This is a genomic window from Fictibacillus aquaticus, from assembly GCF_002245695.1.
Lineage (GTDB): Bacteria > Bacillota > Bacilli > Bacillales > Fictibacillaceae > Fictibacillus > Fictibacillus aquaticus.
In genome coordinates, this window is record NZ_NOII01000002.1 from 486,121 (window position 1) to 499,647 (window position 13,527).

The following is a 13,527-nucleotide window of genomic DNA, read 5'->3' on the forward strand; positions in this document are numbered from 1 at the left end:
TCCTTAATCATAATTTAGTTGAAAAGTTTCCTTACGATGATACTTGGGAAGCATTCCGACCTTTGTTTCAAAAAGAACAAACTCTTTTTGCGGAACAGATATGGATGTTCCTCGTATCGGCCATAAATCCGATACGTCATATTGTAATGGCGGGGCATCATTAATGTATGACCGGGCAAGCGTGATGTGTGGTGCGAAAGGCCGTTCTTCAATAATAAAGCCACATTCTCTGCACATTTCAGATACCTTTTTCTGCAGTTCTTCGAGTGCCGCATTTCTTGCCACCCCCGCCCATAATATACGAGGTTTCTGAGCCCGTCCGAAACTGCCGATTGAATCAATCTCTAGTGTGAGCGGACTGGCGGTTATCGTGCTTAGCATTTCTTTTAATTTATTTAATGCCTCTTCTCTCGCGTTCCCTAAAAATACAAGTGTCAAATGATAGTCCTCATGATGCACCCATTTTTTCATAGGAACCTTGTCCTTGAGCGTTTGAGTGACCTCTGCCAGCTTTTTTTTCGCTTCTGCTGACAGAGGCAGCGCTAGAAATACGTGCCTATCCATATATACCCTTCTTTCATTATTGATTATTTTATCAGAATAGCCCTTAATGTCGATTTATTTTCATCAGTATTCATTCTTTGGTATACTGAAACAAAATTTTCTAAACGTAAGGAAGGTTCACTTTATGAAAGTTGTTCAAAACATGTCCGAGCTGATCGGCGATACGCCTTTCGTTAAGCTAAATAAACTTCCAGATCCAGATGGTGCAGATGTGTATGTGAAACTCGAATATTTCAATCCGAGCCGCAGCCTGAAAGACAGAGCTGCATATAATATGATTCTGCAGGCTGAAAAAGCCGGTCTTTTACAGCCTGATTCTGTCATTATTGAACCGACATCAGGCAATACCGGAATAGGCCTGGCCATGAATTGCGCAGCGCGAGGCTACAAATCCATCATCGTGATGCCCGATACGATGACTCAGGAAAGAATCAGCCTGCTGAAGGCATATGGATCGGAAGTAGTGCTGACACCTGGCGATGAAAAGATGCCAGGCGCCATCCGAAAAGCTCAAGAGCTAGCTGAAAAAACCCCGAACAGTTTTATACCAATGCAGTTCGAAAACAGTGCCAACCCAGATGCTCACCGCCACACTACAGCTGTTGAAATAAAAGAAGCAGTTGAAGAAATAGGGCTTCCATTCACTGCCTTTATTGCACCAGCCGGGACAGGAGGTACTATCACCGGAACTGGCGAAACGCTTAAAGAATGGTTCCCTGATCTGACCGTTCATGTTGTCGAACCAGACGGCTCTCCCGTCCTTTCTGGGGGAAAGCCTGGCAAACACAAACTCGTCGGAACGAGCCCGGGATTTGTTCCGCCAATCTTGAACACGTCCGTTTATGATGAAATTCTCCGTATAGAAGACGATGACGCATACAATATCACGCGCAGACTGGCAGCCGAAGAAGGCATTTTGGTCGGACCTTCATCGGGAGCATCCGTTTTTGCTGCATTAAAAATCGCAGCATCCCGAAAAAAAGGCGAAGTAGTTATCTGCATCACATGCGATTCAGGAGAAAGATACTTATCCAGCGATCTCTTTCAATTCTAAAAAATGTTAATCATCTCTGCTGCTTTTCGCTAAACTGACTTGAACGGATACGGGCGAAATACTCAACAAGACTAGTTTAACAGAGATAAATAATAAAGCCGGATTCACATATGAACTGTGAATCCGGCTTTTGCTTTATTTTGAAATGACAGAAATGGAGACGCCTCTCTGTTCTTTCTGCTGCAGCTTGTTTAGAACGGCAATGATGAGGAAGCCGCCGACAGAAAGAATACCGAAAAATAAGTACGTCGAAAAAATAGAATACGAATCGATAAGCATTCCTCCCACAAGTGTGCAGAACCATGATCCTACACCGTTTCCGATCGCTGTGTAGAGAGCAACAGCTGTCGCTCGTGTTTCTGGAGGGGTATGGTTACGAAGGAACTCCATTGCAGCAGGGATGAAAAGACCCACACTGAAACCTTGAACGATCGTTGTCGCCATAACAACTGCAAGAGAAGGCTCAAAAAAATAGAACGTCCAACGCGCAGCTGACAATGCGGATGCGAACATCATGATGTGCACGATTCCCCACTTCTTTATCGCTCCGCCGGCAAATTTCATGAAAGGAGCTTCACTGCCCGCTGAAAGGAGAAAAGCGATACCGACCCCTGTAAGAGTTCCGCCGATTTCCTGGATATAAAATCCGAAATAAAAATTATTTGCAAAAATCGGACCGAACACGAGAAACACAGCAAGCAGGAAAAGAACGAATGGCGGCATCCTTACAAGCTGCTTGATACCCGCACTCAGATTGCCTTGAAGCGGCTGATTTTCACCAGGCATTTTTCTGACGAGAAAAAGCGAAAGAAACAGTGCACTGGCAAATACATAAAAAATTGAAGTTAACGCTGTAGCTTCTGACAGCTTTCCGACGATTAAAACTGAGACAGCGAACCCTATTGCCCCGTACAGTCGATAGTTGCCATACTCCCTGCCCGTCCGATGAACATAATTAAGCAGGATACTGTCAGACACAGGCACGATCGCACTTTGGAAAAAGGAAAAAACAACGAGCAGCAAGATCAGCATAGCATATTCATGAAGCAGCATAACGACCAGCCCAAAGGACGCCGTCAGCAGCAAGCTGATGCCGAGTATAAGCCTTGGCCGCTGTGTGTAATCCGTAATTACACCCCAAAGAGGCTGTGCGAAAATCATCACGACAGGACTGATCGACAGCAAGGTGCCGATCTGCGTTCCAGAAAGTCCAGCATCTTTAAAATAAACGCCAAGCAGCGGAAAAAGGCTGCCGAACGAGAAAAAAATAAGCAAATAATACAGTTTCATATTTAAGGACGTTCCTCTGATTTCCACGATGTTGCTGTCCCTTCTCTCTTAAGAAATGAACCGGTTATTTTGCCAGTTCGTAAATCGCCTGTGCGTAAATCGCTGCTGCTTGGAATAAGTCATCGACAAACATGTGCTCATCCTTCTGATGGGCTACATCTTTTCTGCCTGGGAATAGTGCACCGAACGCCACACCTGCTTTTAGCGAGCGGGCGTAAGTTCCTCCCCCAATCGCGATCAATTCTCCTTCCTTGCCTGTCTGCTCTTCGTAAACTTTCTTCAGCGTCTGAACCAATACATGGCTTTCTTCTACATAATTGGGCGCTTTGTTTTCTTTAACAAACACGTTCCATCCATCTTCTTTCACATTGTTCTTCAGCTTCTCAATCGTCTTTTCGCCTTTATGTGTCACTGGAAACCGGATATTTAAGCCTACTTTAGCTTCTTTGTCGTGATTATATTCCATCATTCCCGGATTGACAGTAAGCTTACCGCTCGCTTCATCTTCTTCATCTATCCCAAGCTTCATCCCGTAATGATCTTCTGAAAGACCTTCTGAAACAAGCTGAATGAATACAGCTCCGCTGCCGGACACAACATATTTTGATAAGAATCGGGCAAGCTTTGTACCTGCATTGACACCTTGTTCAGGGGTGCTTCCGTGTGCAGAGACACCTTCGAGCCGGAGCTTGACTGTACCACCTTCAGAACTGCCGTTCCCTTGCAGGTTTTCTTCCTTTAAGAAAGCGGAGAATGCTTGCAGTACACTTTCTGCATCTTCCGTCTGAATGGAAGCATCAGCTGCATCTGGCACCATATTTAAACGCCTGCCTGATGAAAATGACAGTAACAAGCTGCCGTCACTAACTTCCGCTGCTTCAGCTTGAAGCGAAAGCATCACATCAATAATTCCCTTTTCTGCATTAATAATTGGAAAGTCGGCGTCAGGGGCAAATCCCATAGACGGCATTTCTTCATGTTTGAAATAATGATCGACGCATCTCCAGTCGCTTTCTTCATCGGCTCCAATAATCAGCCTTACTCTTTTTGACAGAGGCAGCTTCAACTCCTGAATTATTTTCATCCCGTAAAAGGCAGCCATTGTAGGTCCTTTATCGTCGATCGCTCCTCGGGCAAAAATCTTTCCTTCTTTTACTTCTCCCCCGAACGGATCAACTGACCAGCCGTCACCCTCTGGCACGACATCTATATGGCATAGAACACCGATAAGGTCATCTCCCTCCCCAATTTCAAGATGTCCCGCATAGCCATCAAGGTTCTTCACTTTCATTCCGCTCGAACTGCCGAGGTCTAAAAGAAAATCAAGCGCTTCTTTTACTTTAGTTCCAAATGGGGCGCCTTCGACTGCGTTCTCCTCGTCTAGGATACTTTTGATCTGCAGCATCTTTTTCGTATCATGCAGCAGATCCTCTTGGCGTTTATTGACTTCATCTTTCCAATTCACGTTTTGCATTGTTTATCTCCTTCCGTATCCGGCAAACAGTATATGTAAATTCCCTTCCTATTCTACATGAAAGTGCTTGCTGCGCAAAACCCCTATCACAACCTATAGATAAAACTTGCAAAAAATTCGCCTATATTGTATAATACCCCTTAAATAGGAGGTGTGGGGATACGGGGGCTAAAGTTTCACGTACAATTGTATGCACTAAAGCTGCGTTGCCGTTTCACTCATTCCAATCAGACATCACGTTTTATATCAGACAGGCCTGCGCAGCGGAGAATTCTTTAAACGAATCTTCGCTTTTTGTGTTTTCAGAAAACTTAACATGTTTGTAAAATGGCTTTCATACTTATTTCACAATTGATGAGTAAGATAGTGTTAAGCATTTTAATACAATCAATAAGGAGTGGTTTTTTGAGTCCTTCAACTGACAGGATGCTGAATCGTGTAAAAGCAATGTATCTTTTTATTCGCAAGAATGGAACAGTCACAACACGAGAATTAGTTGAAGAATTTGGAACAACACAACGGACCATCCAGAGAGATTTAAACGTGCTCGCCTATAACAAGCTTGTCAATAGCCCTGGAAGAGGACTATGGGAAGCTACGGCTAAGAAAGTAAAAGTTTCTTAACAAAAAAAAACCGATAATAAAATCCCAGCCTGATTGGCTGGGATTTCTTTTGGATATAATGTTTACTTCTCCTGCATCAAAGCTTCTGGTTCAGATTGAAGTCTCCACTCACCTCTGCTCCAGTCAGGCCGGCCTTCGAGATGAATCGTTTTCGTTCCGTCTCCCATTAACTGTTTCCAAAATCCGCCGGTAATCTCCCATCCTTCAATCTTGCCTGTTTCAGGATTTAAGTAGCCATCGGAGATTTGCCCCAATTCTCTGCCGTCCGGATGAATTACAGTCAGTTCTTTATAGCTCTTCCAAGAAACGCAGTTATCATTTTCTGATTTTTGCCTTTCGTTGCCGTGATAAATAAGTTTGTCTTCTGTAATTCCATCTACTTCAGGCCAAGGAATATAATACGTATCCTTATTAGAAGCAGCTGATTCTTGATGACTCATCATTCCAGGCGAAGGAACATTTGATGTATTCATGCCTGCAACCCAAGTGCTTGCTTTGTTCATGTATCCGTCATCACGCGGGTTAGTCTGATCAACCGCGATGGTCTGAACATGGTAAACAATGTAGCCGATCCTGTTATCATCTTCCCTGAAAAGCACATCATTTACTTTATGTTCTGTCTTGCCAAGGGACAATTGTTCAATCTTTTTTCCGATCAGTTCAGAAATTTTGAGCATGGGATTCTGCCTCCTTTTTAAAGGTGAATACCCTTTCTTTAGTGCTCAGAAACACCGCTTGCTAACAAGCTCTCTAATTCTGCCTTGGTCAATTCTCTGTATTCTCCTGGTTCAAGTATCGGATCAAGATCAACTCTTCCCATCTTCATGCGTTTTAAATAGGTTACTTCTTTCCCTCTAGATAAGAACATCCTTTTAACTTGATGAAACTTTCCTTCAGAAATGGTTAAGTTAATTTTTGACCGTTCTCCAGATACTTCAAGAATCTCCAGAACAGCAGGTTTTGTCACATAGCCGTCATCCAATTCTACACCGCATGAAAAAGCCTCAGCATCTTTTCCTGTAACGGCTCCATCAATCTCCGCATAATATTTTTTCGGTACATGTTTTTTCGGAGAAAGCAAGGAATGTGAAAGCTGCCCGTCATTCGTCAAAAGAAGCAGCCCTTCAGTATCGATATCCAGCCTTCCTACAGGAAACGGCTTGAATGATTGAAAGTATTCATCTATCAGATCGATAACCGTTTCATGAAAATTATCTTCTGTGGCGGAAATGACCCCGTCTGGTTTATTCATCATCAAATAAATAAATTCACGGTAAACAATTTCCTCACCATGAACCGCTACCTTATCTTCTCCCGGAACTGCCTGTTTTTTGCCGTCTTTTACGGCGGTTCCGTTGATTGTAACGGCGCCGCTTTTTATGAGCTGCTTCACATCTTTTCTAGAACCGAACCCTGAATTAGACAGCCATTTATCAAGTCTCATCTCTTACACCTCTTGAATGTATATATTTACCTATATTTTTTCTAAATATTTGATTTATCTATATATAAACGGGTATTTTAGTACTATAGGAGGAATCGCAATGAAGAAAAAAATCGGCCTGCTGGCAACTGCACGAAAAAAATTGCCGCACCCGGCTGAAGCGAAGGACCTATACATAAGCCCGCTTTTTCAGAAATCCCTGAGCTATGCCGAGGAAAGTTATGATGATTATTTTTTTTACAGCGCCAAGCATGGGCTGCTGTCAAAAAAACAGTTTATCGAACCTTACAACGTAACAATTAAAGCTTTTACTCCAAACGAAAAAAGGGCATGGGCCGCAAAAGTCATTAAGAAGCTTCAAGAATTTGCTCCTCCCCGAACATCAGAGATTCATCTTCATGGAGGCTGGGTGTACCGTGAGTTTCTTGAGCCTGAGCTCAAAGAAGCAGGCTACACTTATGAAGTGCCTTTAGAAGGTTACAGTATAGGAAAACAGCTTAAATGGTATGATGAACAGCATTCAGCAAAGAAAAAGTGAGAAGGCCGGAATCCCGGCCTTCTTGTTTTTTGCCAGCATTACGAGTGCTGCTTTTCTTTTCGTCTTTTCCTGCTTAAAAAAGAAATTTTGTCACCAAGAATGATAGTCAGAAGACCCGATCGATAGCTTAGGTACAAGTAAACGGCCCCTCCAACAAGAATTCCAGCGGCAAGTGTGATGATTGTCTCAAAACGGCTGTAATCTGCTCCATACATTGACTCGAGTCCGAATTTTACAAGATACGCGGAAGCAGCCATTAAAGCTGCGAAAATCGACATGAGGACCGATCGTCTAAATACCCACTTGTATGAAAACTCTCCATACTTTTTTATAATGTAAAGATTAAACACAAACGATACACCGAAGCCTATATTTGTTGCGATAATAGAGCCTATCCCCTCGAAAAGACCGAGCAGCGGTGCGTTAAGAAGAACCTTTATTCCAAAGCCGAGCATCAAGCTGACAAACGCAAATTTTTGTTTGTTCAGTCCTTGCATGATCGCTGCAGTGACAGAGAAAAGAGCAAACAGGATAGCCGTAGGCGCGTACCATTCCAGGAAATGTCCGCCGAATTCCATTCCTTTAGTGCCAAACAGAGCGCCATAAGAAGGCACGCCCAGTACGGAAAGACCAATCGCTGCAGGAACCGTCAAAAACAGCACCATCTGAAACGTCTGTGTGATCTGCTTGTTCAGTGCGTCTTTGTTTTTTTGTACATATGACTGCGTGATGATTGGAATCAGTGTCAATGCCAGCGCAGTTGCAAGGGACACAGGAATCATGACAAGCTTATGGACGATCTGGGTAATAATCGCGAATACTGATTCGGCTTTAGGCTGTGTATATCCTGCTTTTTCTATTAAAACATTGACGATTGTAAATTGGTCCACCATCTGATAGAGCGGGATTGCAAGCCCTACAGCGACAAAAGGAATCGCGTATGCGACCGTCTCCTTATACATGGCTGCAAGAGAAACGTTTGACTTCGTTTTGTTCTCGGCATACATCTTCTTCAAATGAGGGCTTCTTTTTTTCCAATACCATAGCAGTACGATTAGCCCGCCGATAGCCCCGAGTGTGGCTGCAAACGTGGCAAGCCCAACTGCCTGAGTAATTGTGCCGTGAAGTACGTTCATGATGACCCAAGCACCGATCAGGATAAAAATAATTCGGACGATTTGTTCCACGACCTGTGAAACAGCAGTTGGCCCCATCGATTGAAACCCTTGAAAATAGCCCCTGATCAGACTCATGGATGGTACGATAATGAGAGCCGTGCTGACCATCCTTATGACAAAGATGATGTCTTGCAGCGAGTTACCGTTCTCACCGTGCTTTACGATAATCTTTTCAGCGAGAAACGGGGCACTGCTGTATAGAAGCAAGAAGGCGGCTGTTCCAGTAATCGTCATGATCAGCAAGCCGGATTTTAACAGCCTTCTCCCTGTTTCATAATCTCCGAGAGCATTATACTTGGACACAAATTTTGAAACAGCAAGCGGAATGCCCATTGTCGAGATGCTCAGCAATATGGTATACGGGTTATATGCATATCCATAAAGAGCAATCCCCCGCTCATGAACAAGCGCTGTAAACGGGATAATATAAATCAGGCCGATAAACTTTGAAAAAAAAGTTGCGGCGGTTAAAATCAATGTTCCTCTCAATAAACGAGACATTCTTTCATCTCCTACTTCACTTCGTTAAACAATATTAGTATTGTATCACAATCATCCGTAAGCAAACCTGTTTTTTCACCGCTGTGGAGTATGGTGGTTATTTGTTTAAGGTTCACGACATTTTCTTGAATTTGTGCTATCTTTGTATTGCTTATCATAGATGAAAGTTGGGATTAAATCATGAATTATGATTGTATCATCATCGGCGGCGGGCCTTCTGGACTGATGGCAAGCGTTGCTGCTGCTTCAGCCGGTGCGAATGTGCTGCTGCTCGATAAAGGAGATCAGCTCGGACGCAAGCTCGCCATTTCGGGAGGCGGCCGCTGCAACGTGACAAACCGGCTGCCTGTTGATGAAATTATTAAGCATATTCCCGGGAACGGTAGATTTCTATACAGTGCATTTTCTATTTTTAACAATGAAAATATTATCTCGTTCTTCGAAGAGCTTGGAATCAAGCTGAAAGAGGAAGACAACGGCAGAATGTTCCCTGTCAGCAATAAGGCAAAGGATGTTGTCAATGCTCTGCTTGGCAAGATTAAGTCACTTGGCATCACGATCCGGACGAACGCCCCGGTCAAAACCGTTCATTATAAAGATGGTTCAGTTGAAAGTGTCGAGCTGCGAAGCGGTGATATCTTAAAGACCAAGTCGGTCGTAATCGCGTCTGGAGGAAAGTCAGTTCCCCATACCGGTTCGACAGGAGACGGCTATGCATGGGCGGAAAAAGCAGGACATACTATCACCGAGCTTTATCCGACAGAAGTCCCTATCGTGTCTCATGAAGATTTTATTAAATCGAAGGAAATGCAGGGCCTGGCGCTTCGGGACATTGAGCTTTCTGTCTGGAACCCTAAAGGAAAGCTCATAAAAGCGCACAAAGGCGACATGCTGTTCACCCACTTCGGCATATCAGGACCGGCAGTGCTGCGGTGCAGCCAATATGTTGTAAAGGCACTTAAAAAGTTCAGCACCGGGACAATTGAAATGCGCATAGACAGCCACCCGGAATGGAACGAAGAAAAGCTTTTTCAGCACGTTTCTTCCATGCTCGCTGAAGAGCCAAAAAAAGCCGTTAAGAATATATTAAAAAATTTATTGCCCGAACGGTATTTGCTGTTCTTGCTACAGCGGGCAGAACTCGATCCATCAACTGCTGTAGACCAGCTTTCCAAAAACACGATACGAAATTTTGTACAGCTTTTAAAGTCCTTTTCATTCTCTGTACACGGCACATTGTCGATCGAAAAGGCATTCGTTACAGGAGGCGGCATTTCCATCAAAGAAGTGGATCCAAAGTCTATGGCGTCAAAAATGATGCAAGGACTTTATTTTTGCGGTGAAGTACTCGATTTGCACGGCTATACAGGCGGGTACAACATTACCGTCGCATTTGTAACAGGTCATCTGGCCGGCACAAACGCTGCCCATCACGCCAGCTATCAGTAAGAAAAAGAAGGACCGTCTAAGATGAGAGCGGTCCTTCTTTACGTCTTGCGATATATGATCATGGCTGAGTATGAAAATATGGCGTCTTCCTCTTCCTCCCCATTGTCACTTATCGCGACTTGATATTGGATTTCTTTAATACTTCCTTCTGGCAAAGCAGCGAGAAATTCGTTCATTTCGGTCTCGAGATCTTCTTCATGCTCTTCGTCAAACAGCTTTACCTGCAGCATCTATTCGCCTCCATATGAATGGTTTTCATATACATTCGGAAACGCGCTGCCATTTCCTTTTGCGGTTTAGCACATCTTCTGTCTGGTTTGCACTTGTTTTGTCGTCATGCTATACGGTTTTCTTATCAGTAAAATCTGTTTATGCTTCATGATAGTTTCAATTTTAAAAAGTTTGTATACGCAAACTTAACTTTGTTGCTATAAGAACTCAGAGAAGCGGTTGATCTCCGTTTCAGGCGCACGCTTTCCGCGGGGCGTGGCGAAAAGCACGGGTTGGCTCGTTAAGCCCCGACAAGCAAAAGGGAAAGGGGCCGGTAAGTCGGTCTTTGACTTATTGGACACTTGCCCTTTTGACCTCGAGGGGCTAGCCGTTTTCTGCTGGACAAGTGAGCCCCTTTGCCGCTGCGCGCCCTAAAGGGTCTCACCTGTCCCACTCGTCCCGCTGGATAAGGAAGGCTGCGCAGCAAGACATCGCACGAAGAAAATGCGATTTTCATTTTCGAGGAGACGGCACCTTACACTCCGATCAACTTTATCAATGATGGATTCAAGATGATTAAGCAAACATATTAAAAAAAATCATCCACGAAGAGCGGAAACTTGTCCTTATCGTTTATGTGTTGAATTTTACAAAGGCGACTCCGCTGACCTATTAACAAAACAAACCGTTCAAATGGAACAATCTTTAAAAATTAAAAAACTGTCCCTCCGGCAGGAGGAACAGTTTTTTTCTAATCAAGTATGCTGGGGAACCTTTGTGATCATGATCGCTTCAAGTTCACCTGCTTCAACCGGCCTGCTGAAGAAGTAACCTTGGCCTTGCTGGCAGCCGAGTTTTTCCAAGTATTCAACCTGCGATGCTTCTTCTATGCCCTCTGCAATAACATTGAACCCAAGATTGTTGCCCATATTGATGATAGTCTTGACGATGGCATCACTTTTAGGGCTGCGTCCAGTATCCTGAATAAACATCTTATCGATCTTTAAGGTATTGATTGGCAGATGCATTAAATACGCTAAAGAAGAATACCCTGTCCCAAAATCATCAATGGAGATAGAAACGCCCATCTCCTTCAGCCTGTTGAGCACAGGAAGGGATTCTTCAATGTTGTGCATCGTGCTCTCCGTAATTTCCAGCTCAAGATTTTCTGGATATAAACCGTTTTCATGTATTGCTCTTTCTATCGTTGCCGTAAATGTTTCATCTAGAAGCTGCCTTGCTGATATGTTGACGGCAACAAGCAGGCCATTATAGCCTTTATCCTGCCAATACCGATGCTGCCTGCACGCCTCATTGATGACCCACTCCCCTATTGGGATGATCAGTCCTGTCTCTTCAGCTACCGGAATAAAATCTACCGGAGAAATAACGCCTTGTTTTGGATGCTCCCACCTGAGCAATGCTTCTGCTCCGATCATCTGTCCTGTCGAAAGTTCAAATTGAGGCTGATAAACAAGCCGGAATTCATTGTTTTCCAATGCTTTATGCAGGCCATGCTCAACCTGCAGCTTTTTCTTGATTCTTTCATTTAAGTTTTCTGAGAAAAACTGCCCGTTGTTCCTTCCTCTTTCTTTTGCCAGATAAAGAGCAGAATCAGCATTTTTCAAAAGGCTCTCCACATCTTCCCCATGCTCGGGAAAAATGCTGATGCCGATGCTTGGAGAAGTATAGATCTCCTGTCCACCAAGAAAAAAGGGTCTTTTAAATGCCGCAATAATACTGCTTGTTATTCTTTGCAGCTCTTCTTTATGGATATTCTCAAGGGTGATGATAAACTCATCCCCGCCTCTTCTGAATGCCTCTCCATGCTCGCCTATCGTCTTGATCAAGAGCTGAGAGACCTGCTGAAGCAGCCTGTCGCCAAAGCTGTGTCCGAGTGTGTCGTTCACGACTTTAAAACGATCCAGATCCAGAAAAAGAACAGCTAAGCTTTTTTTCTCAACACGTGCTTTTACTAGTTTTGTTTCTACACGCTTAATAAACCCGGTCAAGTTAGGCAATCCTGTCAGTTCGTCGTAAAACGCAAGCTGGTTAATTGTATGTTCTGACTGCTTTCTGTCTGTAATATCAAAGAGAACCGAATGAAATTCAGCGAGAGTTTGATCTTCATCCAGAAAAGGGATGCCCCTGTCCTGTATCCAGCGAATTTCCCCGTTCGGCCATATAATACGGTATTCACTCGTAACGATTTCACCTTTTGCCACTTTTGCAGCGCGTTCTTCCATAATTCCTGCATCATCCGGATGGATAACTTTGCTCCATAATTGAACATCTTCAAAAAACCGTTCCATTGGAATTCCATACAGTTTTTCGATTCCTGGTGAAATCATCAGTTTTTCCGCTTTGATGTTATGTGACCAAATCGCAACATCAATACAATCAAATATATTTTGCAGACGTTCTCTATTAACCTTCAGTTCTTCGTGTGTATCCTTATGCAGCTCAATCTCTTCCTTCAAATTGTCAAGATAATCGTTTTTCTTTTTAAACATAAAAAAAAGCACAACGAATATAAGAAGCAAGGTTGAAAGATTCATCAAAATTTCTCCAATATGGCCTTTTATGGGCAAAAAGCCAAACTCTCCCGCAATATGCAGGCTGTATAGGAAGGCGATCCCTGTAAACCACTTCATTTTGTCTTGCCAATATGATTTCATGGAATCCTCCAATAAATAGATATACTTATCTATCGGCAAAATCCTGAACATCTTTAACAATTATTAGGGTGTATCCCTTGGATCCTCTTCTGGGGTCCGGTACCCCTTTAAAGAACATCCCTTCATTGTCAACATCATATAAAATGGTACCGGACCCATATACGCAACAAAAAAAGAAACACGCTCGCTGCGTGTTTCTTTTTTTGTTAATGTGTTCAGCTGTTATGATCTCCGTAAGCGAGCATGCCGCCCTCCATGTTCTTGACCTTGTATCCTTGGTCCATAAGGAAAAGCGATACGTTCTCGCTTCTTCGTCCAGAACGGCAGATGATGATATGCTCTTTCTCTTTATCGATTTCGTCAAGACGTTCTGGAATCTCTCCCATTTTGATGTGTACAGCTTCAGGAATTTTCCCTTCAGCAACTTCTTCATCTTCCCTTACATCAATCAGCGAGATGTTCTTTCCTTCCTTGAGCAGCTGCTTTACTTCTTCAGGCGAAATGATTTTGAGTTCCATTTGTT

The 13,527-nt window shown here is 43.5% G+C and carries 13 protein-coding genes; 4 read left to right on the forward strand and 9 right to left on the reverse strand.

Annotated features, from left to right (window positions below):
* Positions 1-3 precede the first annotated feature (3 nt).
* Entirely contained in the window at positions 4-564 is a 561-nt protein-coding gene (gene thpR, locus CGZ90_RS10295; protein WP_094252402.1) for an RNA 2',3'-cyclic phosphodiesterase, read from the reverse strand.
* Positions 565-688: 124 nt separating this feature from the next.
* On the opposite strand from thpR, the gene cysK reads away from it, so the two are divergent.
* Positions 689-1,618 (forward strand): cysteine synthase A, encoded by a 930-nt coding sequence (cysK, locus tag CGZ90_RS10300; RefSeq protein WP_094252403.1) that lies wholly within the window; start codon positions 689-691, stop codon positions 1,616-1,618.
* A gap of 135 nt (positions 1,619-1,753) precedes the next feature.
* Here cysK and CGZ90_RS10305 read toward each other — a convergent pair whose 3' ends face one another.
* Positions 1,754-2,908: an MFS transporter gene (locus tag CGZ90_RS10305; protein ID WP_094252464.1), complete on the reverse strand. Its 1,155-nt coding sequence runs from the start codon at positions 2,906-2,908 to the stop codon at positions 1,754-1,756.
* A gap of 64 nt (positions 2,909-2,972) precedes the next feature.
* Positions 2,973-4,382, reverse strand: a complete 1,410-nt coding sequence (pepV, locus tag CGZ90_RS10310; RefSeq protein ID WP_094252404.1) for a dipeptidase PepV — start codon at positions 4,380-4,382, stop codon at positions 2,973-2,975.
* A gap of 405 nt (positions 4,383-4,787) precedes the next feature.
* On the opposite strand from pepV, the gene CGZ90_RS10315 reads away from it, so the two are divergent.
* Entirely contained in the window at positions 4,788-5,006 is a 219-nt protein-coding gene (locus CGZ90_RS10315; RefSeq protein WP_094252405.1) for a DeoR family transcriptional regulator, read from the forward strand.
* Between the two features lie 62 nt (positions 5,007-5,068).
* Here CGZ90_RS10315 and CGZ90_RS10320 read toward each other — a convergent pair whose 3' ends face one another.
* Together CGZ90_RS10320 and CGZ90_RS10325 are read right to left on the reverse strand one after the other, a co-directional pair.
* Positions 5,069-5,683 (reverse strand): PRC-barrel domain-containing protein, encoded by a 615-nt coding sequence (locus tag CGZ90_RS10320; protein WP_094252406.1) that lies wholly within the window; start codon positions 5,681-5,683, stop codon positions 5,069-5,071.
* Between the two features lie 38 nt (positions 5,684-5,721).
* Positions 5,722-6,450 (reverse strand): pseudouridine synthase, encoded by a 729-nt coding sequence (locus tag CGZ90_RS10325; protein ID WP_094252407.1) that lies wholly within the window; start codon positions 6,448-6,450, stop codon positions 5,722-5,724.
* A gap of 100 nt (positions 6,451-6,550) precedes the next feature.
* On the opposite strand from CGZ90_RS10325, the gene CGZ90_RS10330 reads away from it, so the two are divergent.
* Positions 6,551-6,988 carry a DUF6884 domain-containing protein gene (locus CGZ90_RS10330; protein ID WP_094252408.1) on the forward strand — a complete coding sequence of 146 codons (438 nt, stop codon included), beginning with the start codon at positions 6,551-6,553 and terminating at the stop codon, positions 6,986-6,988.
* Between the two features lie 38 nt (positions 6,989-7,026).
* Here the strand turns inward: CGZ90_RS10330 and CGZ90_RS10335 are convergent, their stop codons facing one another.
* Complete coding sequence (locus CGZ90_RS10335; RefSeq protein ID WP_094252409.1) at positions 7,027-8,667, reverse strand: putative polysaccharide biosynthesis protein; 1,641 nt, start codon at positions 8,665-8,667, stop codon at positions 7,027-7,029.
* A 180-nt stretch (positions 8,668-8,847) separates the two neighbouring features.
* Here CGZ90_RS10335 and CGZ90_RS10340 point away from each other — a divergent pair, with 180 nt between their 5' ends.
* Entirely contained in the window at positions 8,848-10,116 is a 1,269-nt protein-coding gene (locus CGZ90_RS10340; RefSeq protein WP_094252410.1) for a BaiN/RdsA family NAD(P)/FAD-dependent oxidoreductase, read from the forward strand.
* A 38-nt stretch (positions 10,117-10,154) separates the two neighbouring features.
* Here the strand turns inward: CGZ90_RS10340 and CGZ90_RS10345 are convergent, their stop codons facing one another.
* The 3 genes from CGZ90_RS10345 to CGZ90_RS10355 all read right to left on the reverse strand — a co-directional run bounded on the left by CGZ90_RS10345 (position 10,155) and on the right by CGZ90_RS10355 (position 13,522).
* Complete coding sequence (locus CGZ90_RS10345; protein WP_094252411.1) at positions 10,155-10,346, reverse strand: sporulation protein Cse60; 192 nt, start codon at positions 10,344-10,346, stop codon at positions 10,155-10,157.
* Positions 10,347-11,081: 735 nt separating this feature from the next.
* Entirely contained in the window at positions 11,082-13,004 is a 1,923-nt protein-coding gene (locus tag CGZ90_RS10350; RefSeq protein WP_165766829.1) for a putative bifunctional diguanylate cyclase/phosphodiesterase, read from the reverse strand.
* A 215-nt stretch (positions 13,005-13,219) separates the two neighbouring features.
* Complete coding sequence (locus tag CGZ90_RS10355; RefSeq protein ID WP_094252413.1) at positions 13,220-13,522, reverse strand: rhodanese-like domain-containing protein; 303 nt, start codon at positions 13,520-13,522, stop codon at positions 13,220-13,222.
* Positions 13,523-13,527: the final 5 nt, after the last annotated feature.